We start from the raw sequence: 26198 nt of genomic DNA, 5'->3' as shown, positions 1-26198 counted from the left end.
ACACCGAAACCGCCTCCGGCGAGATCGCCGCCGGGCGTCAGCGGCCCGCCCGGACCAGTCCGGTCAGGTAGCGCCACAGCGAGGAACGCCGGCGGGAGACCGGGTCCGGCAAGTCCGTGCCGGGGGCGGCCGGTCGGGGGCCGGTCGCCGTCAACGGGGCGGGTGTCGAGGCGAGTTCGTACCGTACGGGCAGGGAGCGCAGCCCGCGCATGAACGGGGAGGAGCGCCACGGCAGTTGGTCGACGGGGAGGGCGAGGTCCAGATGGGAGAACCGCTCGAACAGCCGCCCCACGCCCACCGCGGCGACCGTCGACGCGAGTTCGCGTGCCGGGGCCGGGCACTGGCGGCGGCCCGCGCCCCAGGACAGGTGCGCCCGGGTGCTGATCGTGGTGCTCGGCGCCACATGGTCGGCGAAGAGCGGGTCGGCGTGCGCGGCGGCGGAGGAGACCCAGACGGGGTCGCCCGCCCGGATCAGGTAGTTGCCGAGCGGGGTGTCCTCGGCGGCGAAGCGCGGCACGAAGTTCACCAGCGGCGGCTTGCGCATGACGGCGCGGTTCATGGTCTCCCGGAGCATCCCCGCGGACAGGCTGGCCCGCACGCCGCCGTCACCCGAGATCACCTCGACCACGGTGTTGGAGATGAGGATGCCGACGTGGTCGGAGGTCATGCCCAGCAGCATGAACAGCTCACGGGCCAACTCGTCCAGCGAGAGACCGGGATGCGCGGCCAGCAGGTAGGAGGGGAAGTCGTCCCCCGGCTTCCGCTGCTTCGCCGCCCCGAGTTCCGCCAGCGTCGCGAGCAGCCGCTCCAGCGCGGTCTCCGCGTCCGGCCCCGCGTCGAGCACCCGCCACATGTCCATCAGCGCGTCGTCGCCCTGGGAGCCGGGGAAGCCGAGCAGGTGGCTGGCCGCCATGAGCGGCAGTGGCCGGGAGAACTGCGCCGACAGGTCCGCCACACCTGTGCCGCCCCCCTGTCCCACCAGGGTGATCAGCTCGTCGGCGTAGGCGGTCACGGCCGTCTTCAGCCGCTTCGCCTGGGGGTGGCGCGGGTCCTGGAACGGCTTGAGTGCCACATCCCAGGCCGCCCGCAGCCGCCCGTAACCCGAACCGCCCTGGATCAGCACGTGGTTGACCTCCAGGGACGGACCCAGCGGCCAGTCGGCCGGCACCCGGCCCTCCGAACGGGCCCGCCAGTTCTCCAGCCCCTTCGGCCAGCCCTCGTCGTCCTGGAGCACCTGGAGTGCCTCGCGGTAGCCCAGCACCAACCAGGCGGGGGTGCCCAGCAGATCGACCGGCGCGACCGCGCCGTGCCGCTGCCGCAGCCGCTCGTAGACGAGCGCGGGGCGCGTCTCGTAGTCGCGGGTCAGCAACGGTTCCGGGTTCAACGCCTCCAAAGGAGTGTCGTCCCGTATGTCGCCCAGCTCCGCCGAACCGCCGCCACCCAGCTGGGATTCCATCGCCTTGCCGCCCTCCGATACTCCCCGTACCGACACTCCCCGTACCGGCGCACTGTCGGTCGGTGACTACGAATTGGGGGGACCCTACCTCAGGACGAACCCGCGAGTAGCCACGGGGGCGCGGAGTACGACGGTCCGCTACGAGTGCCGTTGCGGGGATGGCGCCGTGCCCGCCGGGCGGCGAGGATGCTGCTTCGCGGGAAAGGCTCGGAGAAGACCGCGGAGAAGACCCGGCGGAGACCCGGAGAAGGCCGCGGAGACCGGTATGCCGAGGATCGGAGGAGCCGTCCGATGGGTTCACACGCAGCGCCCGGCCACCGCGGACGCGCCCTGCTCATACCTCTCGGCCTGCTGCTCCTGGCCGCCCTCCTCGGCATCCCCCGTGCCGACGGGGCACCGCGGTCGGCGGACGCCTGCCACACCACCGACACCGAACTGCCCCACGGCGACTGCGGACCCTTCTGGCAGGTCCTCGCGGAGGACTTCAACGGGGACCGGGTGCCCGTGGGCGCGTTCAGCGACTGCGAGCACCGTGTCGACACCTCCGCCGCGTACTGCGCGGGCCTGAGCGGCTCGTACCGCGACAACTGGTGGGCGTACCCGACCGGTTGGCGCGACACGGCGAACGACCGGGGCCGGGACGTCGTGGGCGTCTACCACCCGGAGGACACCGTGAGCGTGGGGCCCGCGGAGAACGGCGACGGGCGGATGCACATCCGGATGTGGCGGCCCGACGACGGCGGCCCCGTGCACGCCGCGGCGCTCGTGCCGCGCGCCGTCATGCAGATGAAGTACGGCAAGTACAGCGCCCGCATCAAGGTGACGAAGGTCGCTCCGGGCTACAAGTCCGCCTGGCTGCACTACGGCGAGGGCTGCGAGATGGACCACCCCGAGGGCGAGTGGACCGGCTCCCTCACCGCCTTCCACCATCCGTGCGGCGGAGGCAAGCAGGGTTACTTCCCGGGAAGCGACGACTGGACGCAGTGGCACACCGTCTCGACCGAGTGGACGCCGGGCGAAGTGCGGTTCTTCGTGGACGGCCGGGAGACCGGACACGACACCCGCGGCGTGCCGGACCACCCCCTGTCCTGGGTGCTGCAGAACGAGAGCGCCCTGGAGGGGCCCGGCGCGGCCCCGGGCAGCAGCGCCCAGCTCGACGTCACCTGGGTCGCGGCGTACGCGTACGACTGGAAGTGACCCAGGGGGCGGCTCGGACGGCGCCGAGCCCCGCTTTCGTACCGCTCTCAGCCCCGCTCCGGCACTGCCATCTCCCCGAGGAGGGACCAGTCCTCCTGCGGCACCTCCATGTTGACGATGCGCGGCGTCCCGGCGAGGTGCGGCGGCAGGGTCTGCTGCGCTTCCTTGAAGTGAGCGGACCGGACGTGCGCACCGCCCGCCTCGCCGTCGCGGAAGGCCTCCACCAGGACGTAATCGTTCGGGTCGTCGAGGCTGCGGGACCACTCGAACCACAGGCAGCCCGGCTCGGCGCGCGTCGCGCGAGTGAACGCTTCGGTGATCTCCGGCCAACGGTCGGCGTGCTCGGGCAGGACCCGGAATTTCGCGGTGATGAAGATCATCGGTCTCCTTGTCGGCTCATCGCACTCGCACTGCTCTCCACGACCTTGTCGTGAGCGTCAGGCCGTGTCCACACGGCGTTCGGACGGACGGGTGCACACGAGGTCGGGAAGGCGGGAATGCGAGGGCCGGGGCCGCTGTTACACCGCATGTGGTTGACATGCCTTGGTCAATATTCCGAGGTGTGTCGGGTGGAAGGAGAACCTCATGGCACGCAGCACCGCACGCCCCGTCGTCACACTCCGGTCGACGGCCGGAACCGGCGTCACCTATGTGACGCGCAAGAACCGTCGCAACGACCCCGACCGGCTCGTCCTGCGCAAGTACGACGCGGTGGCCGGACAGCACGTCCCGTTCCGGGAGACACGCTGACCCGGGTACGCCGTCACCAGCCGAGCCGTCACCAGGAAGGACACCCCATGAAGTCCCGTATCCACCCCGCATCCCGTCCGGTCGTCTTCCGTGACCGCGCCGCCGACGTCACGTTCCTCACGCAGTCGACCGCCGACTCGGCCAGGACGATCGAGTGGGAGGACGGCAACACCTACCCGCTGATCGACGTCGAGATCTCGTCGGCGAGCCACCCGTTCTACACGGGGACCTCGCGGGTCCTGGACACGGCCGGCCGAGTCGAGCGCTTCGAGCGCCGCTACGGCCGCGCGGCCACCGCCCGCCACTGACAGCGGGCTCGCGCCCGGGCAGAAGGAGAACAGCACCATGAAGGTACGCAATTCCCTGCGCGCGTTGAAGTCCAAGCCGGGGGCCCAGGTGGTCCGACGGCGTGGCGTGACCTTCGTCATCAACAAGAAGGACCCGCGTTTCAAGGCCCGTCAGGGCTGACGACACGCACGTCCCAGGCGTACGACGGCTTCGGGGCCCCGTGGATCACGGGGGCCCGAGGCATGGGTGGGCAACCGGCTGCCGTCCCGACCTGTCCACTGCCCGAGGCCATGGACGGCCGACTCCGGGGAAACCGACGGGGCATGGACACAAGGAGTGTGACGCGCGCCTGGGCCCTGGCCGCCGCGCTGGCAGCCCTCCCCCTGGCGGGAGCGTGCGGCGGAGCGGACCACGGCGGCAACAGCAGCAACGGTGACGGCTTACGGGCGGCCGGCGCGGAGCCCGCGCCCTCGCGGGGGACGCGGCTGGTCATCACCACCGACAACGGGGTGCGACTGCGTCCCGCCGACGGCGACCGGGTCGTCGCCGACCGGCACATCCGTACCCACTGGTCCCACCAGGACCGCACCTGGGTCCTGGACCTGTCGTGCCGGACGGACGACAAAGGCAAAAGCGACGGCGACGGCGACGGCGACGGCGACGGCCGACCGTGCCCCCGTATGCCCGAAGTCGACATCCCCGCCGGGACCTCAGTCTCCGTCTCCGCCCGCAACGCCGGCATCGACGTCGCCGGAGTCTCCGCCGCCCTGGAATTGGCGACTGTGAACGGCGACGTGACGGTGACCCGCTCGGGCGACGGCGCACGCGCGGCCCGGCTGACGACCCGCAACGGCTCGATCCGCGCGGACACCCTGCGCAGCGCGGGACTGCACGCCGAGACGGTGAACGGCGATGTCGTGCTCGGCTGCGCGACCTCCCCTGACCGGGTCACCGCGGCCACCACCAATGGCTCGGTCCGGGTCACCGTGCCGCACGACGCCGCCGCCTACCGGGTGAGGGCAACCACCGGCAACGGTCGCGCCTCGACCGACGTCCGCACCTCCGAAGCGGTACACCGCACCATGACCCTCAGCACCGTCAACGGCGACGTCACCGCGATCCGCGAGTAGCCTCGCGCAGCAGCTCCCGCTGTGCGGCAGCGCTGTCCAGCAGCATCTCCAGCGCGGTGGGATAGGCGCTGTCGACCATGCGGGCGGCCAGCAGGGGCGCCGCCTCGGCGATCCGGGGGTGGGTGGTGCGGGGAAGGCGGGCATACGTCGAGCGCCACATGTCCTCGTCGGCGCTGAGGCTTTCGCGCGGCAGGGCGAGTGAGGCGGCGTCGAGCGCGGCGAAGGCCAGGGTCTGGTCGATGAAGGCCTGGTAGATCCGCACCGTGTCCGGCAGCGGGAAGCCCGCGGTGCGCAGCACGTCGAGGATGGCCTCGTCGGCCGCGAGCTCGTGCGCCCGGCCGGTGACCCGGTTGGCGGTGAGCAGCGCCGCCTGCGGATGCGCGACGTACACGGCGTGGATGCGCAGCCCGAGGGCGCGCAGGTCCGCCCGCCACTCCCCTGTGGGCCGCCAGCCGTGCAGCGCCTGGCCGATCAGGGCGTCGCCGATGGCGAGCGTCAGGTCGTCCATGCCGCGGAAGTACCGGTAGAGGGTGCTGGGGTCGGCGTCCAGGGCCAGGCCCAGGCGGCGGGCGGTGAGTCCGGCGCTGCCGTGCTCGCGCAGCATCCGCAGCGCGGTCTCGACGATCAGCTGCTCGGACAGCACGGTGCCGCTCTTGGTGGGACGTCGTCGGCGCCGCTTCTCCTCGGGAACCACCGCTTTCGGCACCGCGTCTCCTCGCCCCTACCCTTATGCCAACGCCATTGACCTTATCCCGGCGCGCGGCGTTGTATCTGCCGGCAGGGGCGCCGGTCCACGCGGGCCCGCCCTGACCCCGAGGAGAGGAAGTGCGTGTCATGCGTGTGCTGCTTGTGGGCGCCGGCGGTGTGGGCACCGCGATCACCCGGATCGCGGCCCGCCGCCCGTTCTTCGACGAGATGGTCGTCGCCGACTACGACCTGAGCCGGGCCGAGGCCGCGGTCGCCGCGCTCGCGGACGACGGCGGCCGGTTCCGTGCCGCGCGCGTCGATGCCTCCGACCAGGCGGCGGTGACGGAGCTGCTGACGCGGCACCGGTGCGACGTGCTGCTCAACGCCACCGACCCGCGCTTCGTGATGCCGCTCTTCCAGGCGGCGTTCGCCGCCGGTGCCACCTACCTCGACATGGCGATGTCGCTGTCGCGCCCGCACCCCGAGCGGCCGTACGAGGAGTGCGGGGTGATGCTCGGTGACGCGCAGTTCGCGCAGGCCGCCGACTGGGAGAAGGAGGGGGCGCTCGCGCTGGTCGGCATGGGGGTGGAGCCGGGGCTCTCCGACGTCTTCGCACGGTACGCGGCCGACGAACTCTTCGACGAGATCGAGGAGATCGGCATCCGCGACGGTGCGAACCTGACCGTCGACGGTTACGACTTCGCTCCGTCCTTCAGCATCTGGACCACCATCGAGGAGTGCCTCAACCCGCCGGTGGTCTACGAGGCGGACCGCGGCTGGTTCACCACCGCGCCCTTCAGCGAGCCGGAGGTGTTCGACTTCCCCGAGGGCATCGGCCCGGTCGAGTGCGTGAACGTGGAGCACGAGGAGGTGCTGCTCGTGCCGCGCTGGGTCGACGCACGCCGCGTGACCTTCAAGTACGGCCTGGGCGAGGAGTTCATCCAGACCCTCCGGACGCTGCATCTGCTGGGCCTGGACCGCACCGACCCGGTGACCGTGCCGAGCGCGGCGGGCCCGGTCGCGGTGTCGCCCCGCGACGTCGTGGCCGCCTGTCTGCCCGACCCGGCGACCCTGGGTGAGCGCATGCACGGCAAGACCTGCGCGGGCACCTGGGTGCGCGGCACCAAGGACGGCGCACCGCGCGAGGTCTACCTCTACCACGTGGTCGACAACCAGTGGTCGATGGCGGAGTACGGCTCCCAGGCGGTCGTGTGGCAGACCGCCATCAACCCCGTCGTCGCCCTGGAACTCCTGGCCACAGGCGTCTGGACGGGGGCGGGCGTCCTCGGCCCGGAGGCCTTCCCCGCCCGCCCCTTCCTGGACCTGCTCACCGCGTACGGCTCCCCGTGGGGCATCCGCGAGCAGTGACCGTCAGGAGGTCTGGGCGATCACCATCAAAAGATCGCCCGCCTCGACCTGCTGAACGGCGTTGATGGCCAGCCGGTCCACCGCTCCGGCGACCGGTGCGGTGATCGCCGCCTCCATCTTCATCGCCTCGATCGTCGCGATGGTCGCGCCCGCCTCGACGCGGTCGCCCGGTGCCACCGACAGCGTCACCACCCCGGCGAACGGCGCGGCGACCTGCTTCGGGTCGGACTTGTCGGCCTTCTCCGCGGCCGGCAGGTCCGAGGCGACCGAGCGGTCCCGTACCTGGATCGGCCGGAGCTGGCCGTTGAGCGTGGCCATCACGGTGCGCATGCCGCGCTCGTCGGCCTCGCCGATCGCCTCCAGCGCGATGAGCAGCCGCACGCCGGGTTCGAGGTCCACCTCGTGCTCCTCCCCCGGCCGCAGACCGTAGAAGAAGTCCTTGCTCGGCAGGACGCCGGTGTCACCGTAGGCGTCGCGGTGGGTCTCGAACTCCTTGGCCGGGCCGGGGAACAGCAGCCGGTTCAGGGTGGCGCGCCGGTCCTTGTCGAGCCCGTCGCGTTCCTCTGGGGACAGTTCGACGACCGGCTTGGGCGCGGCCCGACCCCGGAGGGCCTTGCTGCGGAACGGCTCCGGCCAGCCGCCGGGCGGATCGCCCAGCTCGCCGCGCAGGAAGCCGATCACGGAGTCCGGGATGTCGTACGAACCGGGTTCGGCCGCGAACTGTTCGGGCGAGACGCCCGCGCCGACGAGGTGCAGGGCGAGGTCGCCGACCACCTTCGACGAGGGGGTGACCTTGACCAGGCGGCCGAGGATCCGGTCGGCCGCCGCGTACATCGCCTCGATGTCCTCGAACCGGTCGCCGAGGCCCAGCGAGCGGGCCTGGACCCGCAGGTTGGAGAGCTGGCCGCCCGGGATCTCGTGGTCGTACACGCGCCCGGTGGGCGAGGCGAGTCCGGCCTCGAAGGGAGCGTAGATCCTGCGGACGATCTCCCAGTACGGTTCGAGGTCGCCGACCGCCCGCAGGCTCAGTCCGGTGGGCCGCGGGGAGTGGTCGGTGGCGGCGACGATCGCCGACAGCGAGGGCTGCGAGGTGGTGCCGGCCATCGAGGCGACGGCTCCGTCCACCGCGTCCGCGCCCGCGTTGATCGCTGCGAGGTAGGTGGCCAGCTGACCACCGGCCGTGTCGTGGGTGTGCAGGTGCACCGGGAGGTCGAACTCCCTGCGCAGCGCGGTCACCAGCTTCTCGGCGGCAGGTGCGCGCAGCAGCCCGGCCATGTCCTTGATCGCCAGGATGTGTGCCCCGGCGTCGACGATCTGCTCGGCGAGCCGGAGGTAGTAGTCGAGGGTGTAGAGCTTCTCGGCCGGGTCGGACAGGTCGGAGGTGTAGCACAGGGCCACCTCGGCGACGGCCGTCCCGGTCTCGCGTACGGCGTCGATCGCGGGCCGCATCTGGCCGACGTCGTTGAGCGCGTCGAAGATGCGGAAGATGTCGATACCGGTCCGGGTGGCCTCCTCGACGAAGGCCGTGGTGACCTCGGTCGGGTAGGGGGTGTATCCGACCGTGTTGCGGCCGCGCAGCAGCATCTGGAGGCAGATGTTCGGCACCGCCTCGCGCAGCCGGGCGAGCCGGTCCCACGGGTCCTCGGCGAGGAACCGCAAGGCCACGTCGTAGGTGGCACCGCCCCAGCACTCCAGCGACAGCAGCTGTGGAAGTGTCCGGGCCACGGCCGGGGCGACGGCCAGCAGGTCCTTCGTCCTCACTCGCGTGGCCAGCAGGGACTGGTGGGCGTCGCGGAAGGTGGTGTCGGTGACGGCCACCTGGGACGACTCCCGAAGCCGGCGCGCGAAGCCCTCCGGGCCCAGCTCGGTCAGCTGTTGCTTCGACCCGGCGGGCGGTACGCCGTCCGGGACAGCCGGGAGTTTCGTCGTGGGGTCGAGCAGGTGCGGGCGCTCGCCGTTCGGCTTGTTGACCGTGACGTCGGCGAGGTAGGTGAGCAGCCTGGTGCCGCGGTCGGCGGAGTGGCGCGCGGTCAGCAGATGCGGGCGTTCCTCGATGAACGAGGTGGTGACCCGGCCCTCCTGGAAGTCCGGGTCGTCGAGGACCGCCTGCAGGAAGGGGATGTTCGTGGCCACACCGCGGATCCGGAACTCGGCCACCGCACGCCGGGCCCGCCGCACCGCGGTGGGGAAGTCCCGGCCCCGGCAGGTCAGCTTCACCAGCATCGAGTCGAAGTGGGCGCCGATCTCGGAGCCGGCGAACGCGACGCCGCCGTCCAGCCGGATGCCGGAGCCGCCCGGCGAGCGGTACGCGCTGATGGTGCCGGTGTCCGGGCGGAAGCCGTTGGCCGGGTTCTCGCTGGTGATCCGGCACTGGAGTGCGGCACCGCGCAGGTAGACCCGGTCCTGCGAGAGCCCGAGGTCGGCGAGGCTCTCGCCTGCGGCGATGCGGAGCTGTGCCTGGACGAGGTCGACGTCGGTGACCTCCTCGGTCACGGTGTGCTCGACCTGGATGCGCGGGTTCATCTCGATGAAGACGTGGTTGCCGTCGCGGTCGAGCAGGAACTCGACGGTGCCGGCGTTGCGGTAGCCGATGGTGCGGGCGAAGTTGACCGCGTCGGCGCACATGCGGTCCCGGAGCGCCGGGTCGAGGTTGGGCGCCGGGGCCAGCTCGACGACCTTCTGGTGGCGTCGCTGCACCGAGCAGTCCCGCTCGTAGAGGTGGATGACGTTGCCCTGGCCGTCGGCGAGGATCTGCACCTCGATGTGGCGGGGGTCGATGACCGCCTTCTCCAGGAACACCGTGGCGTCGCCGAACGCGGACTCTGCCTCCCGGGACGCCGCCTCGATGGACTCGCGCAGTTGCGCGGGGTCGTCCACCCGGCGCATCCCGCGTCCACCGCCACCCGCGACCGCCTTCACGAACAGCGGGAAGCCGATCTCGTCCGCAGCCGTCACCAGTTCGTCCAGGTCGGTGGACGGCTGCGACGACCCGAGGACCGGTACGCCCGCCGCACGGGCCGCGGCGATCGCGCGGGCCTTGTTGCCGGTCAGCTCCAGGACCTCGGCGGTGGGGCCGATGAAGGTGATTCCGGCCTCCGAGCAGGCCTGGGCCAGCTCTGGGTTCTCCGACAGGAAGCCGTACCCGGGGTACACGGCGTCCGCCCCGGCCCGGCGGGCCGCACCCACGATCTCCTCGACCGACAGGTAGGCGCGCACCGGGTGCCCCCGGAGACCGATCTCGTAGGCCTCGTCGGCCTTGAGACGATGCAGCGAGCCGCGATCCTCATGGGGGAACACCGCCGCCGTTCCCGCGCCCAGTTCATAGGCGGCGCGGAACGCGCGAACGGCGATCTCCCCACGGTTGGCGACAAGTACCTTCCGGAACATGCACAGTCCCTTCCTGCCGTTCGCGACGTACGCGCCCCACGCGCGCCCTCGTGACTGATGCCCTGTCTACACCAGGGAGCCCGTCTTCTTGCGTCAGCCCCGGTGGGCGCGGAGCGCGGTGAGGGCTCGGTCGGCGTGTGCGCTCATCCGCAGTTCGCTGCGGACGACCTCCAGGACCGTGCGGTCCTCGGCTATGACGAACGTGACGCGTTTTGTGGGTGCCATCGAGAATCCTCGCTTGACCCCGAAGCGCTCGCGGACCGTCCCGTCGGTGTCCGACAGCAGCGGGAATCCGAGGGTGTGGCGTCCGGCGAACTCCTGCTGGCGGTCGACCGGATCACCGCTGATCCCCACCGGCCGCCCACCGGCCGCGGCGAACTCCGCGGCCAGATCGCGGAAGTGGCATGCCTCGGCGGTGCAGCCGGCTGTCATGGCGGCCGGGTAGAAGAACAGCACCACCGGTCCGTCGCCGAGCAGTTCGGACAGCTGCCGCGTCGTGCCGCTCTCGTCCGGCAGCGCGAAGTCCTCGACCTTGTCGCCCACGTCCACACGGTTCGTCATGACCGGCCCTCCCCGCTCTTGGCGACGCCGCGCGCCCACAGCACGAGCGGGACCTGCAACGGCAGCCTCCCCAGGGCCGCGGCCCGCTGCACAGCGGGCCGGTGACGCCAGTCCACGGCCATCTGCACGTTGGCGGGGAACACCCCGACGAAGAAGCCCGCCGCGGCCAGCGCGGCGACACGGCGCGTGCGCGGCAGCGCCACCCCCGCCGCCAGCGCCAGCTCGACCGCCCCGCTGGCGTACGTCCATGTTCGTGGCTTCCCCGGCAGGGCGCGCGGGATGGTCGCGTCGAACTGGCGGGGTGACACGAGATGACCGACGCCTGCCGCTGCCAGCAAGCCGGCGAGCAGTAGGGGTGAGCGTTGGGACCCGGACACGGTGCCTCCTCTGGTGGCCTGCCGCGCGATATTACTGGACGGTAGGAGCAGTGGGGGCAGGTGCACCGTGCCGGATCGACGTCCGCGAGCGCCCTATCCGCGCTTATGGGTCATACCGCTCTGCGCCTGATACGGAGCAGGAGCACGGCTCCGGCGATGAGGAGAGTCCCTCCGGCCGCGGCCGGCCACAGATTCGTTCCCGTGTCGGCGAGCCCGCCGGTGACCGCCTGCGGTTCGGTGCTTCCGTCGGCGGACGGGGCGTTCCCGTCGGCGGCCACCGCGGTGCTCTGCGAGGACAGGGAGGCGGGCGCGGACGAGGCCGATGACGTCGTATAGACCTTGGGCTGTTCGTCACGGCCGGTGGGCGTGCCGACCTCTGCCGGTTCGGTGCTCGGCGCGTCGTCGGACGGCGTATCGCCGCTCGGTTCCTCGGTGTTCGGTTCCTCGGTGTTCGGCGCGTCCGTGTTCGGCGTGTCCGTGTTCGGCGCGTCGGTGCTCGGGACCTCGGTGGAGGGCTCCGGCGTGTCCTTGCCACCGGTGTCGCCCTGGTCGCCGTTCCCGCCCTGGTCGCCGTTCCCGCCCTGGTCGCCGTTCCCGCTGCCCTCGGACGGGGCGGCAGGAGTCGGTGTGGGCGTCTCCTGCGGCTCGTCATCACCGGAACCGGAACCCGAACCGGAGCCCGCCCCGTCCTTCGAGTCGCACTGCTTGCCGCTGTTGATGCAGTCCACCATCGACTGCATCAGGTCCTCGTCGAAGACGTTGATGAAGTCGCCGTGGTCCGTGACCGGCTTGTGCAACTGCTCGGGGAAGGCGTCGACCGCGAACAGCGGGGACGTCCGGCCGCCGTCCTGCAGGCTCGGCGCGTCGACGTCGTAGACGATGCGCTGCACGAGCTGCGGGATCGCCCGGAAACCGCCCGCGCAGTTGCCCTCGGCGTCGGCGAACGCCACGTGCGTACGGTGGTTGGCGCTGTCGATGTTCTGGCCGTCCCAGCAGCTCTGGAACTTGAAGGAGCGGACCACGTCACTGCCGTCGGGGCAGATCGGGTACTTGTCCTTCAGCTGCCGGTCCTCGAACCCGGTGCAGCTCCAGGAGGCGTTCGCGTTGGCGGTGCCGTTGACGAACGCCTTGGCGTCACCGGTGATGATCCGCAGCAGCCGGGGCATGGCGGTGACCTTGTCGCGCGGATTTCCCACGAAGGTCAGCGTGACCTGCTTCGGCGTGACGATCTCACCGGCGTTGCCCTCGGTGCCGCCGCCGGGAGCGCCCGCGTCCTGCTCCTGGGTGCCGTTCTGCAGGCGCAGGACGGGCCAGTAGTACGTCGACTTGTCGCCCTCGTTCTCGCAGGTGGTGTCGGCGTTCGCCAGGTCGTCGTCACTGGCGAAGGCGTTGTTGGACTGGTTTCCGACGTAGTCGTGGAAGTGGTGGGCGCCGTTGGTGACTCCGGGGGCCACGATCACGTTGTCGGAATTGAACAGGCCGTTGGCGTTCACTCCGCAGCTGGTGGTGAACGAACCACGGGAGGCGTCCGCCCCGGGGCGCGGGTTCTGCACGTTGGGCTGGACCGTGGTGATGTCCGCGAAGTCCGCGGCGACGGGCCCGTTGCCACCTTGGGCTCCGTTGCCGTTCTGACCGTTGCCGTTCTGACCGTTGCCGTTCTGACCGTCGTCGCCGCCCTGGCCCTGGTCGTTGCCGTCCTGACCGTTCGCGTCCTGGCCGTCGCCGTTCCCGTCCTGACCACTGCCGTCCTGGCCGTCACCGCTCCGGTTCCCGGAATCGCGCAGCTCACAGCCCGCCAGCGAGTCAAGCCCCTCGGGCCGGTCCCCCACGCGGTCGATGGCGGTCGCGATCCGGTCGATCGTCGCGGCCCGCTTCTCCTTCAGCGGGTTCATGATCGCGTCGTCGGCGAAGCCGGAGTCCTGCTGGACGGCCTGCGCCGAGTTCTGCAGCCGCTGGTAGGCGTCGGCGATCTGCCCGTCCAGCTGGGCGAGTTCCTTGTCGACGTCCGCCCTCGCCGCGTCCGGCACATCCGTCAGTTCGGTTCCGATGTCCGGGCAGTAGATGGTGGCCGCTCCGGCAGCGAGGACACGGCCGTCCGACGTCCGTGCCGACTCGCCGCCCGAGCCGTTCTCGGAGGCCGAGGCGTAGACGTTCACCGCCACCAGCCCACCTCCGCCCAGCATCATCGCGACTGCCAGAGAAGTCGCACGTCGTGCGCCCGTCGGGCGTCTGCGTGTGTTGCGTCTCACGGAAGTACTCCTGCGCCTCGTCGTCGGCTCGGGCATGGAAATCCCCCGGCCCTATACGGACGGGACCTCCGAAGCGTTCAAGCACCCCGTGAATTCACAGAAACCTCGTAGGCAACCCGTGCCGCCTCGCCGTCCGGCGGTCCCTTGTCACCCGGGGATGAAACCCCGTCCTTGAGGACTCAACTCCCCCACACAGAACACCGATCCGCCCGGTCGCCACCGCCTCGCTGCCATATTCGAAAGCCACTTCGGAGGTGGTTGTGAGCAACGAGGCGACAACACCCGGTCCGGGGCACACCGCTGCACGCATCTCCGGCCTGGCACACCGCCGGGAGGAGGCGCTGGCCCCGGGCCGGCCACATGGGCGCGGCACGTTCGGCGCCCGTGAACGGATCGAACGGCTGCTGGACAAGGGCTCGTTCACCGAGACCGGCCTGTTCGTGCGGGCGCGGCCCACCGGGGACGGCGCCCGCCGTCCCTACGGCGACGGAGTGGTCAGCGGGTACGGCACCGTCGACGGGCGCCCGGTCTGCGTGTTCGCACAGGACTCCACGGTCTTCGGCGGCAGCATGGGCGAGGCTTTCGGCGAGAAGACCGTCGCCCTGATGGACCTCGCCCTCAAGACCGGCTGCCCGGTCGTCGGGCTCAACGACTCCGGCGGCGCCCGCATCCAGGAAGGCGTCACCTCCCTCGCCCTCTACGCCGAGCTGGTGCGCCGCAACGTACAGGCGTCCGGGGTCATTCCGCAGATCTCGGTCATTCTGGGCCCGTGCGCGGGCGGGGCCGCCTACTCACCGGCGATCACCGACTTCACGGTGATGGTGGACCGCGCCTCGCACATGTTCGTCACCGGCCCCGACGTCATCGAGTCGGTCACCGGCGAGCGCACCACCGCCGAGGAGCTGGGCGGCGCCCGCACCAGCACCGCCGTCAACGGCAACGCCCACTTCCTGGCAGCCGACGAGGAGGACGCGCTCGACACCGTACGCGAACTGCTGTCCTACCTCCCGGCCAACAACCTGGAGCGGCCCCCGGAGTACGCGCCCTCGCCCGCACCGGCCGGGGAGCTGCTCGACGAGCTCGTCCCGGACCGGCCGGGCCAGGCCTACGACATGCGGGACATCCTGCGCGCGGTGGTCGACGACGGTGAACTGCTGGACGTGCAGGAGCTGTTCGCGCCGAACATCATCTGCGCCCTGGCCCGCGTCGAAGGCCGCTCGGTCGGCGTGGTCGCCAACCAGCCGCTGCACGCGGCCGGCGTCCTGGACATCGACGCCTCCGAGAAGGCCGCGCGCTTCGTACGGTTCTGCGACGCGTTCGGCATTCCGCTGCTGACCTTCGCCGACGTGCCGGGTTACCTCTCCGGGGTCAGCCAGGAACGGGCCGGCATCATCCGGCGCGGCGCCAAACTGCTGTACGCGTACGCCGAGGCGACCGTCCCCAAGGTCACGGTGGTGGTGCGCAAGGCGTACGGCGGCGGGTACGCGGTGATGGGCTCCAAGCATCTCGGCGCGGACGTCAACCTGGCCTGGCCCACCGCCCGGATAGCCGTCATGGGCGCCGAGGGTGCCGTGAGCGTCCTGCACCGGCGCGAACTCGCCGCGGCCGACGACCCCGAGGCACTGCGTGTCCGTCTCGTCGCCGCCTACGAGGACACCCACGGCACGCCCTACCTCGCCGCCGAACGCGGCTATGTCGACGCCGTCATCGCACCCCACGACACCCGCGCCCACATCTGCCGTGCCCTGCGTGCGCTGCGCGGCAAACGCGCGCCCATGCCGCAGCGCCGGCACGGCAACATCCCGCTCTGATCCACCAGTCGATCCCGCGACGTGAGGAGCCCCGCCCGATGGACAGCCGCCCCCCGCTCACGCCCGCGTGCCGGACCCTGCCCCAGTACGTACGGCACTGGGCCGAAACCGCCCCCGACCGCCGGGCGTTCACCTTCGTCGAGCACCCCGCACCGCACTCGCGCGGCGTCCACCGCACCCTCACCTGGCGACGCCTGGACCTGCGGGTGCGAGCCCTCGCGGCCCGCCTCGCCGAGGAGACCGCACCCGGGGCGCGGGTCGCGCTGCTGTGTCCGCAAGGCACGCAGTACATCACCGGGTTCCTCGCGGTGCTGGCCGCCGGGCGGATCGCCGTACCGCTGTCTCCGCCCGCCCTGCCCGGGCACGCGGACCGGCTCGCGGGCGTCCTGGCCGACGCGCGGCCCGCGGCCGTCATCACCACCAGCCGTGCCCTGCCCGAGGTACGGGAGTTCTGCGAACGGGCCGGCAGTGGGGGCGCGTCGATGCGCGTCCTCGCCGCGGACCAGGTGCCCGACTCCGCCGCCGGGGAATGGGCCCCGGTCGCACCGGACGCGGCGGCGACCGCCTACCTGCAGTACACCTCGGGTTCGACCCGCGCCCCGGCGGGCGTGGAGATCACCCACGCCAACGTCGTCGCCAACGCCCGCCAGGCGCTGACCGCCTACTGCGCCGCCGCACATCCCGTGACATGCGTGGGCTGGCTGCCGCTGTACCACGACATGGGGCTCGTTCTCAGCGTCGCCGCCCCCGTCGTCGGCGGTCTCCTGTCCGCGCTCATGGACCCGGCCGCCTTCCTGCACGAGCCGGTGCGCTGGCTGCGGCTGCTCGCCGCGCATCCGCGCGCCGTGAGCGCGGCCCCCAACTTCGCCTACGACTACTGCGCCTCCGCCGTCACCGCAGGCCAGAAGAGCGACCTCAGGCTCGACGGTGTCACCGCGCTGATCAACGGCAGCGAGCCGGTCCGTCCCGGCACGGCCGACACTTCCACGCCGCCTTCGCCGCGCAGGGGCTGGCGCCCGACACCCACTGCCCGTCGTACGGGCTCGCCGAGGCCACCGTCTTCGTCAGCGCCGCACGGCCCGGCCGGCCGCTCCGCCGGTTCGCCCTCGACCGCGGCGCCCTCGCCGCAGGCAAAGCCCTGCCCGCGCGGCCCGAGGACCCGGGGGCCGTGCTGCTGGCCGGCTGCGGATCCCCGGTCGGCCAGCGGGTCCGCGTCGCCGATCCCGTGCACCGCACCCTTTTGTCCGAGGGAGAGGTCGGCGAGATCTGGGTGCAGGGGCCCAATGTCGGCCGTGGTTACTGGCAGCGGGAGGGGCGCGAACAGCAGGTGTTCGGCGCCCTGTTCGCCGACGGCTCGGCCGCACCGGGCGGCTGGCTGCGCACCGGCGACCTGGGCACGGTGCTGGACGGACAGCTCATCGTCACCGGGCGCCTGAAGGACCTCATCATCGTCGACGGCCGCAACCACTACCCCCAGGACGTCGAGGCCACAGCCCAGGACGCGCACCCGGCCGTGCGCCGCGACCGGCTCGCCGCCTTCGCTGTGCCCGGCCGCGCGGACGAACGGGTCGTGGTCGTGGCGGAGCACGCGCGGACGGTGCGCCTTCGCGACCTCGACGCGCCGGCCGTGGCCCGTGCGGTGCGCGGCGCCGTCTCCGCCCGGCACGGGCTGCGGCTCGCCGACGTCGTCCTCGTCGCGCCGGGGACCGTTCCGCGTACCTCCAGCGGCAAGGTGTCGCGGGCGCTGACCCGTACGCGGTACCTCGAGGGTGCCTTCGCGCCGTCCGCCGCGCCGCGCGGCCGTGCGGCGACGGCGGGCAGCACGCCGGGTGCCACGGGATGAGGGCCGACGAAGAGGCCGCGGTGCGCCGCCTGATCGCCGAGCGGGTGGCCGCGTGGAGCGGCACGGCCGCCGAGGACGTCCCGATGGACCTGTCGTTCGCGGACCTCGGCATGTCCTCGCGGGACGCGGTCGCCCTGGCCGGGGAGTTGTCCCGGATCGCGGGCCGTGAGCTGCCGTCGACGCTGCTGTGGGAGTCACCCACCGGGGAGGCGCTGGTGGCTCGCCTGTGCGCCGCGGCGGACGAGCAGACGGCGACCGGGCCGGTCGGCGCGCCGACCGCCCGGGGACCCGTACCGCCCGGCGAGCCCGTCGCCGTCATCGGCGTCGGGTGCCGGCTGCCCGGCGCGGTGCACGGCCCGGCCGACTACTGGCGGCTGCTGAGTGAGGGGGACGACGCGATCCGGCGTGTGCCGGAGGACCGGTGGCGGGACTTCACCGCCTTCCCGCCCACCGACGCGCCCCCGTACGGCGGCTACCTGGACGACATCGCCGGGTTCGACGCCGAGTTCTTCCGCATCACACCGCGCGAGGCCGCGGTGATGGATCCCCAGCAGCGGATCCTGCTGGAGGTCGTCCACGAGACGCTCGACCACGCCGCCGTCCGCGCCGGGTCGCTCGCGGGCACCTCCACCGGTGTCTTCGTCGGCGTCTCCGCCCCGGAGTACGGCCAGCTCACCGGCGCCGACCCGGCCGCCGTGGACCCCTGGGCCCCGGCCGGCGCGGCGTTGAGCGTCACCGCGGGACGGCTGGCGTACGTCCTGGACACCCGCGGGCCGAGCATGGCTGTCGACACCGCCTGCTCGTCCTCGCTGGTCGCCGTGCACCACGCCTGTGTGAGCCTGCGCACGGGCGAGAGCGACACCGCCGTCGCGGCCGGGGTGAACCTGTTGCTGTCGCCCACCATCGGTGTCGCGTTCGGGCGGGCGGGTGCCCTCGCGCCGGACGGGCGGTGCAAGCCGTTCTCGGCGGCGGCCGACGGCATCGGGCGCGGTGAAGGGTGCGCGGCCGTCCTGCTGAAGCGGCTGTCCGACGCGGAGCGGGACGGCGACCGCGTTCTCGCCGTGATCCGCTCCACCGCCGTCAACTCCGACGGCCGTTCCGCCGGTCTCATGGCACCCAACCCGGCTGCCCAGCAAGCCCTGTTGGAGATGGCCTACGCGCGGGCCGGGCTCGCTCCGGGGCACGTCGACTTCGTCGAGGCGCACGGCACCGGCACCCCTCTCGGGGACCCGATCGAGGCCGGCGCGCTCGGCGCGGTACTCGGCCGGGGCCGCGACCCGGACCAGCCGTTGCTGCTGGGCTCCGTCAAGGGCAACCTCGGCCACCTGGAGTCCGCCGCGGGCATCGCGGGCCTGGTGAAGACGGTGCTCGCCCTGCACCACGACAGCATCCCGCCGTCCCTGCACTGCACCGACGGCGGCGGCACGCTCGGCGACGCCCGGCTGCGCGTGGTGACCGAGCCCGAGCCGTGGCCCCGCTACGGCGGCACGGCCACCGCGGGGGTCTCCGCGTTCGGCTTCGGCGGCACCAACGCCCATGCCGTCCTTGAGGAATGGCAGCGCCCCGTGCTCGCCCCCGCCGACGAGCCGCCCGCCCGCCTCCACCTCCTGTCCGATGTCGACGCCGAGCGGGTCCGCGACACCGCGGCCCGACTCACCGCATGGCTGCGGACGCCCGGGGGCGGCGCCGCACACCCCGCCGACGTGGCGCGCACACTGGCCGGGCGTGTCCGTCGCGGACCCGTGCGGGCCGCCGTCATCAGTCCCGGTGGGGGCGAACTGGCCGACGTGCTGGACGCGTTGGCGGCGGGACGCCGGGACGCCCGGGTCGCGACCGGCGACCGCGACCTCGTCGGGCGCGGCACGGTGTGGGTCTTCTCCGGGTACGGCAGCCAGTGGGCCGGCATGGGGCGCCGGCTGCTGGCCGAGGAACCCGCGTTCGCCGCCGCCGTGGAGAAGCTCGACCCCCAGCTCGCCGCGGAGTGCGGCCTCTCGCTGTACGACCATCTGTCGTCCTGGTCCGGCCTGGACCGCCTTGAGGTCGCCCAACCTGTGCTGTTCGGGCTGCAGTTGGCGCTTGCGGACCTGTGGCGCTCGTACGGCGTCGAACCCGTCGCCGTGATCGGTCACTCCATGGGGGAGGTGGCCGCCGCCGTCTGCGCAGGCGCCCTGGATGTAGCGGACGGGGCCCGCGTCATCGCCGTACGGGCCAGGTTGCTGAGCGGGCTGCGCGGGGGCGCGATGGCTGCCGTCGACCTGGACGACACCGAACTGGGCTCCCTGGAACGGGACTTCCCGGGCGTCCATGTCGCCGTGCACTCCTCGCCCCGGCAGAAGGTCGTCACCGGGGACGAGGAGGCGGTGGCCCGGATCGTCGGCGCACTGACCGGACAGGGCCGGGTCGCCCGGGCCATGCGGGTCGTCGGTGCCGGGCACTCTCCTCAGGTCGACACACTGCTGCCGGCGCTCACCGAGGCGCTGGGCGACATCCGGGGCAGTCGACCGCGCGTCCCCGTCTACTCCACCGTCCTCGACGACCCGCGCGGCGACTGCGCGTTCGACGCCGCCCACTGGGCCGCCAATCTACGACGGCCGGTGCGGCTGGACCGGTCCGTCGCGGCCGCCGCAGCCGACGGCCACACCGCGTTCGTCGAGATCTCACCGCATCCGGTGCTGACGGGCGCCGTCACGGACACCGCGCCCGGCGCCCTCGCTCTTGCCACGCTGCGCCGCGACGAGGACGGCAGCGCCGCGTTCGCCGCACGGTTGGGCGCCCTGTTCGCCGCGGGGCAGCGCCTGCCGCTCCCGGCCGGCCGCGTCATCGACCTGCCCGCGCCGCGCTGGCGGCACGTGCGGCACTGGTGGACGGACGGCCGGACGGACACCGGCGGCAGGAGCCGACCGGCGGCCGCGCCACCCGCGTCCCTCCCGGCGGGCGCCGACGTGCCGGTGGCGGAGGGGACATCCTCGGTGATCGCCCGGCTGAGCCACCACATCGCCGCCGTCACCGGCCATCCGCCGGCCCGCATCACCCCCAGCGCCTCACCTGCCGACCTCGGCCTGGACTCGCTGATGGCCGTCCGCATCCGTACGGCCGTGGAGCGGGAGTTCGGCATCGACCTGCCCCTGCGCGACCTGCTCGGCGCCGCCACCGTCGAGGAGGCGGCCACCCGCATCCGGCAGGCTCTGCCACCGCATCGGGCACTCGACACCTCGCTCCTGCGGGCCCTGCGCACCACCGGCTCCCGGCCCCCGCTGTTCCTCTTCCACGCAGCCGGCGGACCGACCACCGTCTACCGTCCGCTGGCCGAACGGCTCACGGAGGGCCGGCCGGTGTACGGGCTGGAGCGCATCGAGGAGGCCCGCACCGTGGCCGACAAAGCGCGGCGCCACGCCGAGGAGATCACCGCCGAGCACCCCAACGGGCCCTGTCTGCTGGGTGGTTGGTCCTTCGGCGGGTTCGTGGCCCAGGAGACCGCGCGACAACTGACGGCCGCCGGGCGCACGGTGGAGCTGGTGGTGCTCATCGACTCCGTACGCCCGCTCCCGCAGCCGGACCTGACGCGGGCCGACCGGATTCGCGCCCACTTCAAGGGCTTCGCCCGCCACGTCGCCGAAACCTACGGTGTCCGGCTGGAGTTGCCGTACGACGACCTCGTGGCCACGGACGACGACCGCGACCGCATCGACACCGTACTGCGGGCCCTGCGCGAGGCCGCCGATGTGCCGCCCGCCGCGCTGGAGCACCAGCGGGCCTCCTATCTGGACCTGAGGACCGGCGAGGAGCACCGCCCGGCGCGCCACGACGGCCGCGTGATCCTCTACCGGGCCACCGAACCGGCTCCGCACACCGTGCGCGACGCGGCGTACGAGCGGGACGACGAGGCGCTGGGCTGGGACGAGGTGTGCCCGCGCCTGGAGGTCGTGCCGGTCGCCGGGCACCATCTGTCGCTGCTCGATCCGCCGCACGTCGACACGATCGCCGCCCATCTGAACCGGGTGCTCGCCGAGCGGACACCCTGAACCGGACCCCCGAGGAGCCGCCATGCCCGACCGCCCCGCCCCCGTGTCCCGGCGCACCGTCGTCAAAGCGGCGGCCACCGCCGGTGCGGCCGTCCTGTTCGGCACGACGGTCGCCGCCGGCCGTGCCCGGGCGGCGACCCGCCTCGGACCGCGCACCCTGGACGTGTCCGTCTCCTCCGCCGCTCTGGGCCGCAGCGCACCCGTCCGACTCATCCTGCCCTCGGGCTTCGGCACGCAGGCCGGGCGGACCTATCCGGTTCTGTACCTGCTGCACGGTGCCCACGACGACTACACCTCGTGGACCCGGGAGACGGACATCGAGGCGTTCACCGAGGGCCGCGACCTGATCGTGGCGATGCCCGACGCGGGTCCCACCGGCATTCCCAGCGCCTGGCGCGGCGGCCCCGACTACGAGACCTTCCAGGTCCAGGAGGTCCCGGCGGTGCTCGCCCGGGACTACCGGGCCTCCGCGGTCCGGGCGGTCGCCGGGGTCTCCACCGGTGGCTACGGCGCCATGGCGCACGCGGCCCGCCACCCGGGCGGGTTCGCCGCCGCGGCCTCCTACAGCGGGGTCCTCGACACCACCGCGCCTGCAGTCCCCGCCATCGTGGACGCCATCGTGGCCCGCGAGAGTCTGTCGCCCCGCTCCCTGTGGGGCCATCCGCTCCTGGACTTCGCCACCTGGCGGGACTTCAACCCGCGGGCCCGCGCCGCCGGATTGCGGGGCACCGCCCTGTACGTCTCCAACGGCAGCGGACTGGCCGGCGGCAGCGGAGATCCGCTGCCCGAGGCGCTGGAGAGCGCCCTGTGGCCGTCCGCCCACAGCTTCACCGGCACGCTCGCGCGTCTGGACATCCCGGCCACCACCCACTACTACGCAGGAGGAGGACACAGCTGGGCCTACTGGAAGCCGGAGTTCACCGCGTCGTGGCCGATGCTCGCCCATGCGCTGGGCCTGCCGGAGTGATGTCGGTGCCGTCGGGGCACGGAACGGAGCAGAGGGGCCGTTCGTCCAACCCGGGACATCCCGCTCGTCCCACGGGCAACAGCGCGCGGGCGAGCCGCTTCCGGGTGAAAGGAGTGTCCGCGATGGCGGTCCCCGCCCCGCACGGCGTACCGGACGGCCCCGAGGCCACGCCGGTGCCGCCCGCGCTGGCCGAACTGTTGCGCGCCCGGCTCGACGCCGTCTCCGACGAGGTGGAGGCGGAGGTCCGCCGCCAGGTTCCCGAGTACGCGCGCCCTTCCGACGGGGTGTTCGGCAGGAACCTGCGGGCCGGGGTGGTGCAGGCCCTGACCCTGTTCGTCGATCACATCGCGGACCCGCGCGAGCACGGGGACGCCATCGCCGCGACGTACCACGAACTCGGCCGCGGGGAAGCCCTGGAAGGCCGCAGCCTGGACGCGCTGCAGTCCGCGCTCCGGGTCGGCGGGATGCACGCGTGGCGGCTGATGGGGCGTACGGCGGAGGAACTCGGGCTGGACTCGACGGCCGTTACCGCGCTGGGCGAGCTCGCGTTCCGGACCGTGCACGAGGTCGCGGAGGCCGCCGCGGCCGGCTACGCGGAGGCCCAGCTGCGCAGCGCGGACGAGCTGGAACGGCGCCGCAGACGCCTGCTGGACCTGCTCCTCGACGAGGGGCCGGTGTCCCCGGAGGCCGTTCACGGCCTGGCGCACAGCGCGCGGTGGCCGGTGCCACGACAGGTCGCCGTGGTGGCGCTCGCCGCACCCCCGGACCGGCAGGAGGAGGACAGACCGCTGGCGGCCGCCGGCGCTCTGGTGGACATGAAGTCACGGCCGCCGCGCATGCTGGTGCCCGACCCCGAAGGCTCCGGCCGCTTCGGCGGCCGGGCGTTCACACTCGCGCTGCGCGGCCGCCCCGCCGCGATCGGTCCGACGGTCCCGCTCACCGACGCCGGGCAGTCGCTGCGCTGGGCCGTCCGCGCCCTCGGGCTGATGGGCCGCGGAATCCTGCCACGCCAGAACGTGGTGCGCTGCGCCGACCATCTGTCCACGCTGCTGCTGTACGGCGACGAGCCCTTGCTCGCCCAGTTGGAGGCACGCGTCCTGGCCCCGCTCGACACGGCCTCGGCGGGGCAGCGCGTCCGGCTCGCCGAGACACTGCTGGCCTGGCTGCTCAGTGGCAGCAACGTGCCGGACGTCGCCGCCCGCCTGCACATCCACCCGCAGACGGTCCGCTATCGCCTGCGCCAGCTGGAGAAGCTCTTCGGCGACACCCTGCACGATCCCGGCGCCCGCCTCGACCTCATCCTCGCGCTGCGCGTCGGGGAACTGCGGAATTGCGGGAACTAGGGCGACTCACCCGGGAACAAAAATACGAGGCGTTTCCATAATCCCCGGCATAACACTCCGTCAGAGAATGCCCATACGTTTGGGACCGTCCTTTTTCGCAGGCGCTTCATGCGCCCCGAACGCGGAGGATCCCCATGCGTATCCGCTTATGTCTCGCCGCGCTCTCGCTGGCCGGCGGCGCCGGACTCGCCACCCTCTCGGCGCCCATGGCGTCGGCCGCCACCTGCACGGACATCGATGTGGTCGCGGCCCGCGGCACCTTCGAGCCGGGCACGCTCGGCGCCATCGTCGGCGACCCGGTCTTTTCCGCACTGCAGAAGAAACTGACGGGCAAAACCCTGTCCAGCTATGCGGTGAACTACCCCGCGGACCTTTCCCTGACATCGGCCGCGCAGGGAAACGCGGATCTGGTGAACCACGTCGACCGCCAGGCGGCGGCTTGCCCGAATCAGCGTTTCGTTCTCGTGGGCTATTCGCAGGGCGCGAACGTGGTCGACAACTCGGTGGGTATCAGCAGCGCGGGCGCCGTGGTCGGCAGCCCCATCGTGGCGACCATTCCCGGCGCGGTCGAGCCGAGAGTCGCCGCGGTGCTGCTGTTCGGCAACCCGATCCGAGCCCTCGGCAAGAGCGTCACGGGCGTCTACCAGAGCCGCACGATCGACTTCTGTGCCAAGGGCGACCCCATCTGCGAGAGCGGCGGGGGTGATGTGCTCGCGCACCTCGGCTACACCGCCGACGCCGACGCGGCGGCCGTCTTCGCCGCGGGCCGGGCCTGATCCGTACCGGCACGAACGGGAGCGCGCGGCACGGCAGGAGCCCGGGGGGGATCCTCCCGGGCTCCTCTCGCCTGTCACTCAACACGTGCGGGCGAGGATGTACGGCTAGGACCGAGCCGGCGCCCGGGCGAAGTCCGCGAGGGTGGTGGAGACCGGCTCGGGGCGGCCGTTGTTCTGCGCGGGCGCCGCGGTCAGCACGTCGAGGTGCTGGTAGCCGTCGGCGACCACAGGGTGCAGGTCGGACGGAATCCGGCCGGCCAGCAGTCCGTCACCCGCGAGCACCGTGACCGTCGGACGGGCGGTGAGCCCGTCGGGATGGACGACGAGCTTCTTCACCTGGGGTGAGCCGGCCAGTTCAAGGTCGGTGACCAGCTTGGTCGGGAAGTACTGCTCGGTGAAGTCCAGCGGCTGCACGGCCAGACTGCGGGCCAGCTCCTGGAGGTCGGTGACCTCCTTGCCGGCGGCGGTGAACGGGGTGCCGTCGGCCGACCGGTGAACGGGGTCGTCGGGGGCGCCGACGCGGTCGTAGTCGCGCCAGGTGTAGAGCGGCCCGTGCGGCCGGTCGGGGATGGCCTTGTACGCGGTGCCGAACAGCCCGGGCTGCTGTGAACTCCCGTTGGCGGCAGGGAAGTTCTTGTCCGCGAGCGGCCCGCCGTCGAAGAAGCCGACGCTGCTCTGCAGGAACGCCAGGGGTACGGAGTTGTCGTCCATCAGCGCCCCGAGCACCGCCGCGTTGGTGAGCCGGAAGTCCTTCACCGTGGGTGAGCCGGCGAGGAAGGTGGTGGTGTCCTTGGAGAACAGGAAGCGATTGGTGCCGTCGATGTTGGCGTCGGAGGGCAGGTAGCGGGGCAGGTCGGCCTCGGCGCCGGGGTCCTGGAGGGCTCCGAGGCCGGCGATGGCGAGCAGGGTCATGGTCTCCGGGTTGAGGAGCACGGGCGCGGACAGCGCGCGCGGGAGCGCCCCGCTGTCGAGCCCCGCCTGCACGGCCGCGTAGCCGAGGCCGACGTCGGGCATGCCGATGCCGTCAGGCATGCTGCCGCTCAGGTCGGCCAGTGATGTGGAGACGGTGGTGTCGAGGGCGAAGTAGCCGGCGCACTGGTTGTATCCGGCGTCCGCCGTGGTGGCGCGGTCGCCGTCGAAGTCCGCGGCGGCGAAGTACCCGGTGATCACCCCGCCCAGCGAGTGCCCGCCGCACAGTACCTTCCGTTCGCGCAGACCCTGGTCGGGCAACTCGGCGGCGAGCAGGTCGTACTGGTCCCGCACGGTCTGCTCGACGCCGAGCCTCGCCATCCACCCCAGTCGCCCGTCGGCGGCGTATCCGGCGAAGGTGCGGCCCTCGACCTCTTTGCCCCGGTAGTAGTAGTCGACGGCCGTGTGCTGGTCGCCGGAGGCGATGCCGGTGCGGTCCTCCAGACAGTTGGAGCGCCGGTCGAGGGCCCAGAACTCGATGTGCTGCCCCTGCTCGGCGGCGCGGGCCACGGTGTTGCGGGCGACGCTGTCGAACGCCCCTGCACCCTCCAGGATGCCCGGCTGGGCGACGAGGATCCGGTCGGCATCGGCCGAGGCGTCCGGCCCGTCGGCGGCGCGGTAGCGCAGGTACGACAGCCAGTCGCACGAGTCCGGACGCGCCCCGGCCGATCGTGGCAACGGCACCTTCACCCGCACCACCGACTCACGTACGCCGACGCCCGCGGACGCCGATGCCACCGGCGTCTCGGTCCGCGCACCGGCCGCCCCGGCGCCGGGGGCCGCTGCTGTGAGCGTCCCCGTGGTCAGCAGCACCGCCAGCGCGGCGCTGCGCCACGTTCTTCCTCTGCTGCGTCTCATGTCCATGCCCCGGACGGTAGGACCGCCCCCGTCCTACGCTCAGGCAGTGCTGACAGGAACGCAGATTCCGGTGTGCCGTTTGTCACCGGTGACGCACTCGGCCGACGGTATGTCGTGTGCCGTCGAATCGGTGATCGACAAACTGTCTCCTATGCTCGA

The 26198-nt window shown here is 72.5% G+C and carries 19 protein-coding genes and 1 pseudogene; 12 read left to right on the top strand and 8 right to left on the bottom strand.

Features of this window, described 5'->3' with window-relative positions; all coding sequences use genetic code 11:
- Nucleotides 1-37 precede the first annotated feature (37 nt).
- Nucleotides 38-1456, bottom strand: a complete 1419-nt coding sequence (locus tag ACN6LB_RS15445) for a cytochrome (RefSeq protein WP_445026311.1) — start codon at nucleotides 1454-1456, stop codon at nucleotides 38-40.
- Between the two features lie 291 nt (nucleotides 1457-1747).
- On the opposite strand from ACN6LB_RS15445, the gene ACN6LB_RS15440 reads away from it, so the two are divergent.
- Nucleotides 1748-2653, top strand: coding sequence for a glycoside hydrolase family 16 protein (locus tag ACN6LB_RS15440; RefSeq protein ID WP_445026310.1), 906 nt, complete (start codon nucleotides 1748-1750; stop codon nucleotides 2651-2653).
- A gap of 47 nt (nucleotides 2654-2700) precedes the next feature.
- Here ACN6LB_RS15440 and ACN6LB_RS15435 read toward each other — a convergent pair whose 3' ends face one another.
- Entirely contained in the window at nucleotides 2701-3033 is a 333-nt protein-coding gene (locus tag ACN6LB_RS15435) for a putative quinol monooxygenase (protein WP_445026309.1), read from the bottom strand.
- A gap of 205 nt (nucleotides 3034-3238) precedes the next feature.
- Between ACN6LB_RS15435 and rpmG the strand changes: the two genes are divergently transcribed.
- The 4 genes from rpmG (at nucleotide 3239) to ACN6LB_RS15415 (ending at nucleotide 4821) form a co-directional block, all read left to right on the top strand.
- The gene (gene rpmG / locus ACN6LB_RS15430; RefSeq protein WP_356136262.1) at nucleotides 3239-3403 is read left to right on the top strand and encodes a 50S ribosomal protein L33; all 165 of its coding nucleotides are present in this window, start codon (nucleotides 3239-3241) and stop codon (nucleotides 3401-3403) included.
- Between the two features lie 47 nt (nucleotides 3404-3450).
- Nucleotides 3451-3711, top strand: coding sequence for a type B 50S ribosomal protein L31 (locus ACN6LB_RS15425; protein WP_445026308.1), 261 nt, complete (start codon nucleotides 3451-3453; stop codon nucleotides 3709-3711).
- A gap of 37 nt (nucleotides 3712-3748) precedes the next feature.
- A complete protein-coding gene (gene ykgO, locus ACN6LB_RS15420; RefSeq protein WP_356136258.1) occupies nucleotides 3749-3871 on the top strand; it encodes a type B 50S ribosomal protein L36 in 123 nt (40 codons plus the stop codon).
- A 143-nt stretch (nucleotides 3872-4014) separates the two neighbouring features.
- Nucleotides 4015-4821: a DUF4097 family beta strand repeat-containing protein gene (locus ACN6LB_RS15415; protein WP_445026307.1), complete on the top strand. Its 807-nt coding sequence runs from the start codon at nucleotides 4015-4017 to the stop codon at nucleotides 4819-4821.
- Here the strand turns inward: ACN6LB_RS15415 and ACN6LB_RS15410 are convergent.
- A complete protein-coding gene (locus tag ACN6LB_RS15410) occupies nucleotides 4802-5527 on the bottom strand; it encodes a TetR/AcrR family transcriptional regulator (protein ID WP_445026306.1) in 726 nt (241 codons plus the stop codon). The two genes, ACN6LB_RS15415 and ACN6LB_RS15410, sit on opposite strands and share 20 nt — an antisense overlap.
- Before the next feature lie 128 nt (nucleotides 5528-5655).
- Between ACN6LB_RS15410 and ACN6LB_RS15405 the strand changes: the two genes are divergently transcribed.
- The gene (locus tag ACN6LB_RS15405; protein ID WP_445026305.1) at nucleotides 5656-6876 is read left to right on the top strand and encodes a saccharopine dehydrogenase family protein; all 1221 of its coding nucleotides are present in this window, start codon (nucleotides 5656-5658) and stop codon (nucleotides 6874-6876) included.
- Between the two features lie 3 nt (nucleotides 6877-6879).
- On the opposite strand, the gene ACN6LB_RS15400 is transcribed toward ACN6LB_RS15405, so the two are convergent.
- The 4 genes from ACN6LB_RS15400 to ACN6LB_RS15385 form a co-directional block, all read right to left on the bottom strand.
- Nucleotides 6880-10263 (bottom strand): pyruvate carboxylase, encoded by a 3384-nt coding sequence (locus ACN6LB_RS15400; protein WP_445026304.1) that lies wholly within the window; start codon nucleotides 10261-10263, stop codon nucleotides 6880-6882.
- Between the two features lie 93 nt (nucleotides 10264-10356).
- Nucleotides 10357-10824: a peroxiredoxin gene (locus ACN6LB_RS15395; protein ID WP_445026303.1), complete on the bottom strand. Its 468-nt coding sequence runs from the start codon at nucleotides 10822-10824 to the stop codon at nucleotides 10357-10359.
- The gene (locus tag ACN6LB_RS15390) at nucleotides 10821-11201 is read right to left on the bottom strand and encodes a DoxX family protein (protein WP_445026302.1); all 381 of its coding nucleotides are present in this window, start codon (nucleotides 11199-11201) and stop codon (nucleotides 10821-10823) included. The genes ACN6LB_RS15395 and ACN6LB_RS15390 overlap by 4 nt, the downstream gene beginning before the upstream one ends.
- Nucleotides 11202-11311: 110 nt before the next feature.
- Complete coding sequence (locus ACN6LB_RS15385; RefSeq protein WP_445026318.1) at nucleotides 11312-13384, bottom strand: DUF1996 domain-containing protein; 2073 nt, start codon at nucleotides 13382-13384, stop codon at nucleotides 11312-11314.
- A 326-nt stretch (nucleotides 13385-13710) separates the two neighbouring features.
- Here ACN6LB_RS15385 and ACN6LB_RS15380 point away from each other — a divergent pair, with 326 nt between their 5' ends.
- From ACN6LB_RS15380 to ACN6LB_RS15355, 6 genes and pseudogenes are all read left to right on the top strand, one after another.
- A complete protein-coding gene (locus tag ACN6LB_RS15380; RefSeq protein WP_445026301.1) occupies nucleotides 13711-15261 on the top strand; it encodes an acyl-CoA carboxylase subunit beta in 1551 nt (516 codons plus the stop codon).
- Nucleotides 15262-15299: 38 nt separating this feature from the next.
- Nucleotides 15300-17104, top strand: a pseudogene (locus ACN6LB_RS15375) (fatty acyl-AMP ligase).
- Nucleotides 17101-21126, top strand: a complete 4026-nt coding sequence (locus tag ACN6LB_RS15370; protein WP_445026300.1) for a beta-ketoacyl synthase N-terminal-like domain-containing protein — start codon at nucleotides 17101-17103, stop codon at nucleotides 21124-21126. The pseudogene ACN6LB_RS15375 and the gene ACN6LB_RS15370 overlap by 4 nt, the downstream one beginning before the upstream one ends.
- A gap of 22 nt (nucleotides 21127-21148) precedes the next feature.
- Complete coding sequence (locus ACN6LB_RS15365; RefSeq protein ID WP_356136235.1) at nucleotides 21149-22093, top strand: alpha/beta hydrolase; 945 nt, start codon at nucleotides 21149-21151, stop codon at nucleotides 22091-22093.
- Between the two features lie 122 nt (nucleotides 22094-22215).
- Complete coding sequence (locus tag ACN6LB_RS15360; RefSeq protein WP_445026299.1) at nucleotides 22216-23436, top strand: PucR family transcriptional regulator; 1221 nt, start codon at nucleotides 22216-22218, stop codon at nucleotides 23434-23436.
- Between the two features lie 134 nt (nucleotides 23437-23570).
- Nucleotides 23571-24212 (top strand): cutinase family protein, encoded by a 642-nt coding sequence (locus ACN6LB_RS15355; RefSeq protein ID WP_445026298.1) that lies wholly within the window; start codon nucleotides 23571-23573, stop codon nucleotides 24210-24212.
- 105 nt (nucleotides 24213-24317) lie between these two features.
- Here the strand turns inward: ACN6LB_RS15355 and ACN6LB_RS15350 are convergent, their stop codons facing one another.
- Nucleotides 24318-26045, bottom strand: coding sequence for a hypothetical protein (locus ACN6LB_RS15350; protein WP_445026297.1), 1728 nt, complete (start codon nucleotides 26043-26045; stop codon nucleotides 24318-24320).
- Between the last annotated feature and the right edge of the window lie 153 nt (nucleotides 26046-26198).

This window comes from Streptomyces sp. SAS_270 (assembly GCF_052543295.1).
Note: the sequence above shows the minus strand (reverse complement) of the source record. Positions and strands in the feature narration are given on the sequence as shown.